Source organism: Yersinia sp. 2542 StPb PI (assembly GCF_048593855.1).
Lineage (GTDB): Bacteria > Pseudomonadota > Gammaproteobacteria > Enterobacterales > Enterobacteriaceae > Yersinia > Yersinia enterocolitica_E.
This window is the reverse complement of record NZ_JAZGQA010000260.1, coordinates 1-4,887: the sequence shown is the minus strand read 5'-3', so window position 1 is coordinate 4,887 and position 4,887 is coordinate 1. Positions and strand designations below refer to the sequence as shown.

The window sequence follows — 4,887 nt, the reverse complement described above, 5'->3', positions numbered from 1 at the left end:
TCGCGCAGCATCAATGCTTGTGGATCAAACCAACGGCCTTGATACAGCAGACGACCCAACACCCGGCCATTGGCATGATATTGCTCGATAGTATCTTCGTTATGAATACCGGTTAGCAGACGCTCATAAGCGATATGCAACAACGCCATCCCTGGGGCTTCATAAATGCCACGGCTCTTGGCTTCGATAATACGGTTCTCAATTTGGTCGCTCATCCCCAAACCATGACGGCCACCAATACGGTTGGCTTCCATCATCAGCTCAACACTGTCGTCAAACACTACGCCATTTAGAGCAACCGGATACCCACGTTCAAAACGGATAGAGACTTCTTCCGCTTTCACTACCACGTTTTCATCCCAGAACTTCACGCCCATAATCGGGTTAACGATTTTGACGCTGGAATTAAGGAATTCCAAGTCTTTGGCTTCGTGAGTGGCTCCAAGCATATTAGAGTCAGTGGAATAGGCTTTCTCGGTCGACATTTTATAGTCGAAACCGGACTGAATCATAAACTCGGACATTTCATGACGGCCGCCCAATTCATCAATGAAATCAGTATCCAGCCACGGTTTGTAAATTTTCAACTCAGCATTGGTCAACAGACCATAACGATAGAAACGCTCGATATCGTTACCTTTATAGGTACTGCCATCACCCCAGATATTGACACCATCTTCTTTCATGGCGGCAACCAGCATGGTACCGGTGACAGCACGGCCCAGCGGGGTGGTGTTAAAATAGGTCACACCGGCGGTGGTGTTATGGAATGCACCACATTGAATGGCTGCGATACCCTCAGCAACCAGTTGTTTGCGGCAATCAACCAGACGGGCTTTCTCTGCGCCATACTCCATTGCCTTACGCGGAATTGCATCGTAATCTTCTTCGTCAGGCTGACCCAAATTGGCGGTATATGCATAAGGAATTGCACCCTTTTTCTGCATCCATAACAGTGCTGCGCTGGTGTCCAGGCCACCAGAAAAAGCAATACCAACACGCTGATTAATAGGAAGGTGTTTGAGAATAGTTGTCATCAATTAAATCCTGTATGAATTAGGTCTGTCTGGCAAAGGTTTCAATGCCTACATTGATATCGCAAAACCCCTATTCTAGTCAAAGACATTTTGCATATTTATGTATGTTTCATTGCATAAGTATTTCATCACCACCATGGTGAAATGATGTTTCACTAAAATTTATCGCATGTTCTATTATGAGATCTGCAAGGGTTTTTTACCGCGGACAAAACGTTAAAATTTAACGCGGGCAATCACCATGGTAAATCAGCGCATCGGGATGTTTCACCATAGTGGTGGAAAGCGTTGATGTATGCAAATGGACGTGATTCCAGGGACTGTTAAGTTGAAAATCTTTCACGCAAGCGCGTGGTATAAAAAGCGAAAATCCTATCGGGTACTGTTTTGGCGTGAGATAACGCCACTGGCTATCCCACTGTTTATTGAAGGGCTTTGTGTGCTGCTGATGGGGGTGTTTAGCACACTGCTGGTGAGTTGGTTGGGTAAAGAGGCCATGGCGGCGGTGGGGCTGGCGGATAGCTTCAATATGTTGATTGTGGCCTTTTTTGCCTCTGTTGCGCTGGGAACATCGGTTGTGGTGTCATTTAGCCTTGGTCAGCGTAAACGCAAACAAGCACAAACGGCAGCGCGTCAATCGATCTCTCTACTGGTGCTCATCTCATTATTTTTGGTGCTACTGGTGCATTTTACCGGTGAGACGATTATTAATCTGATGGCCAGTCAAGCCGATCCCTCCGTTAAGGCGATGGCGCTGACCTATCTGCACCTGACCGTCTGGAATTATCCCGCAATGGCCATCACCTTGGTGGGTTGTGGTGCACTGCGCGGAGCCGGTAATACCCGATTACCCATGTTCATCAATATTATGATGAACATTCTCAATATTGCTATCAGTAGCATATTGATTTACGGCCTATTTAGCTGGCAGGGTTTAGGCTTTATTGGTGCCGGTATCGGTATCACGCTTTCTCGCTATATCGGCGCGCTGGTGGTGGTGCTAATGCTGATTTTTGGTGCCAATCACACTCTGCGCATCCCGTTCAAAGCGTATTTTATGCCGTTTACCTCGGCGATTATGTTTGAGGTGTTGAGTATTGGTATTCCCGCGAGTGTTGAATCAGTGATGTTTAGCATTGGTAAGCTGATTACTCAGCGTTTTGTGGCGGGGATGGGGACCGAAGTGATCGCCGGTAATTTCATCGCATTTTCAATTGTCGGGCTGATTAACTTGCCGGGCAATGCGCTGGGCTATACCTCGACGATTATTATCGGCACGCGGTTAGGGAAAGGGCAGATCTTGCAACCGATCCGCCAACTCAAGCATATCTTCTGGTTATCGACGGTTGGGGTGTGTTTTATCGCGCTATTATCGATCCCCAGCGCCGGTTTTTTGGCTTCGTTGTATACCAACGAGCCGGGCGTCATTACTGTCGTTAAACACCTGATCTGGATAAATGCACTGTTTATGCCGATTTGGGCCGCCTCTTGGGTGTTACCATCCGGCCTAAAAGGGGCGAAGGATGCCAGTTACACTATGTGGGTGGCACTGGCCGGGATGTGGGGTTGCCGGATTATTGTCGGTTACATTCTGGGGGTGACGCTAGGATTTGGCGTCATTGGCGTGTGGATGGGCATGTTCCTCGATTGGATAGTGCGTGGTGTGCTGTTTTATCGGCGAATGTCCTCTGGCCGTTGGCTATGGCGCTATCGGCCCACAGTCTGACCACTAAAGTTCATTTGCGCCCGTTTGCGGGCCAGCGCCTGGCGACTTTTATCGCATTTTCCAATGGACACAGATGGTCGTTAAGTATGTGCAGCGGCGACGTCAGGCAGTGCTCGGTGTCGCGTTTTTCTCTTAAGTCGAATTATTAAGCATTTTCTCCCAGGTGCCGATAACACTATAAGTTCCACCATGGTGAGAATGAGAAAAGGCAATGGACAGACGTGGGACGAGAGAGCACCGTGCGTGCTGTATTTTCCTGTTCCCGAATGAAAGGGTGAAGCATTAGTTGCCGCTGAGCAGAATGTTATTCCTTATTTTCCGAATGGCTGATATCGCCTTGTTATTGCACATCAACAATTATTTGCATTGGGGAAAGTATGGATAATTTTCAAAAAGAGATTGAAGAGAGAACAAATCTCACCTCATCAAACCGATTTGAACTTTTGTTGTTCCGACTGGGGGTATCTCAAGAAGAAGAGAAATCCGAGTTATTCGGTATCAACGTGTTCAAACTGCGTGAAATTGTACCCATGCCTACGCTGACCAAAGCCGCGGGTATGGCATCTCCGATGATGGGTATTGCGAATATTCGCGGAGAAATCATTCCGGTGATTGACCTCCCGTCTATCGTCGGTTGCGTGCCAAAAACTGGACTAAATATTCTGCTGGTGACTGAGTACGCCCGGAGCACACAGGCTTTTGCCGTGGAATCCGTTGACGATATCGTGCGCCTTGAATGGAGCCAGGTACTGGCTGCCGACGCGGGTGTTAAGAGCCGCAATATTACCAGTATCGCGCGCTTGGATAACGATCCTACCAGCAACCGATTGGCACTGGTGCTGGATGTTGAACAGATTCTATATGACATTATTCCTGCTAATCGCAATGTTCAAATCGACAGTGAGAAGACCAAGGCATTTGAACTTAAGCCAGGCTCAGTCGCGATTGTGGCTGAAGATTCTAAGGTGGCGCGTTCGATGCTTGAACAGGGTCTGAAGATGATGAATATCCCTGCCGTGATGCATATCACTGGTCTGGAAGCGTGGAATAAGATCAAGAAGATGGCCGATGAAGCGCGGGCCGAAGGGGTACCTATCTCGGATAAAATCGCCTTTGTGTTAACCGATTTAGAAATGCCGGAGATGGATGGTTTTACCTTGACGCTGAATATAAAACGCGATGAGTTCTTGAAAAATATTCCGGTGATAATCCATTCGTCATTATCGGGTAGTGCCAATGAAGACCATGTCCGCAAAGTTGGGGCAGATGCTTATGTGGCAAAATTCGAAGTCAACGAATTGGAAGCAGCCATCCATAGCGCTCTGGATTCAAAGAAAGCGATAAACGCGTAACCACCATGATACCTGCGGCCTTTTCCTGCATGCTCACATGAGCAGGAACGGGCCGACTGATCACTCTTGCCTAAAACCGTTATGGCACTGTGCTATTTAACGACCCGCGATACTTCCCTCTACCCACAATTTTAACTCTCGCACATCTTCCCGCGGTGCTTTTTCCTGGGTGGTGACAAAGAAGTATTTCCCGCCCGGTAGCGCCATATCAAATGGGACGGTGAGGATCTGTTTATCGATAAAATCCTTCGCCAGCAAACTGCTGACAATGGCCACACCTTGCCCGGCGATGGCGGTTTGAATCGCGTGGGTTTCATCGGTAAAACGCAGGCTGGCCTCAATATCCAGCGTTTTCGGACCATATTGATCACGCCAATGTTCCCAGTTTGGTGAGGGCTGCGGAATATGTCGGTTCTGGACGTGAAAGAGTGTCACCGTGGTTAAATCATCAAGCTGGGTTAATCCCAGTGTCGGGCTGGCAATCAGCACAAGTGCTTTGGCTGAATTGGCGCGAGTGATTGAACAGCCCTGATAGCATTCAAATCACCAAAAACTTGCTTAGTTTCCTAAGCGGGTTGCTCTAATTCTTCATCACTCACCGCTCCCCTTGGCATAATCCGGTGCGGAGAGGGTCCGATGCCAATCATTTTTCCCACATTTCTTTCTTCGCCAGAAATAGCCAACGGCAACAATTTGACCTTCATCACGAAAACAACAAAACAAAATAAAACAACAAAATGACAGTTTGTGATTTTTAGTTATTCATTATCTA

4 protein-coding genes are annotated in these 4,887 nt (G+C 47.8%); 2 read left to right on the top strand and 2 right to left on the bottom strand.

What is annotated here, in order from left to right; genetic code table 11:
* On the bottom strand, window positions 1-1,037 hold a 1,037-nt coding region (gene argG, locus V1952_RS20095), incomplete at its 3' end, for an argininosuccinate synthase (RefSeq protein WP_420075400.1).
* Window positions 1,038-1,365: 328 nt separating this feature from the next.
* Between argG and V1952_RS20090 the strand changes: the two genes are divergently transcribed.
* Together V1952_RS20090 and V1952_RS20085 are read left to right on the top strand one after the other, a co-directional pair.
* A complete protein-coding gene (locus tag V1952_RS20090) occupies window positions 1,366-2,763 on the top strand; it encodes an EmmdR/YeeO family multidrug/toxin efflux MATE transporter (RefSeq protein WP_420075399.1) in 1,398 nt (465 codons plus the stop codon).
* 377 nt (window positions 2,764-3,140) lie between these two features.
* Window positions 3,141-4,115, top strand: a complete 975-nt coding sequence (locus V1952_RS20085; RefSeq protein WP_083159249.1) for a chemotaxis protein — start codon at window positions 3,141-3,143, stop codon at window positions 4,113-4,115.
* A gap of 96 nt (window positions 4,116-4,211) precedes the next feature.
* Here V1952_RS20085 and V1952_RS20080 read toward each other — a convergent pair whose 3' ends face one another.
* Window positions 4,212-4,604, bottom strand: a complete 393-nt coding sequence (locus V1952_RS20080; RefSeq protein ID WP_420075398.1) for a LysR substrate-binding domain-containing protein — start codon at window positions 4,602-4,604, stop codon at window positions 4,212-4,214.
* Window positions 4,605-4,887: the final 283 nt, after the last annotated feature.

Coding starts and splice junctions, on each gene's coding strand:
- V1952_RS20085 (WP_083159249.1), top strand. CDS start 3,141: ATGGATAATTTTCAAAAAGAGATTGAAGAGAGAACAAATCTCACCTCA.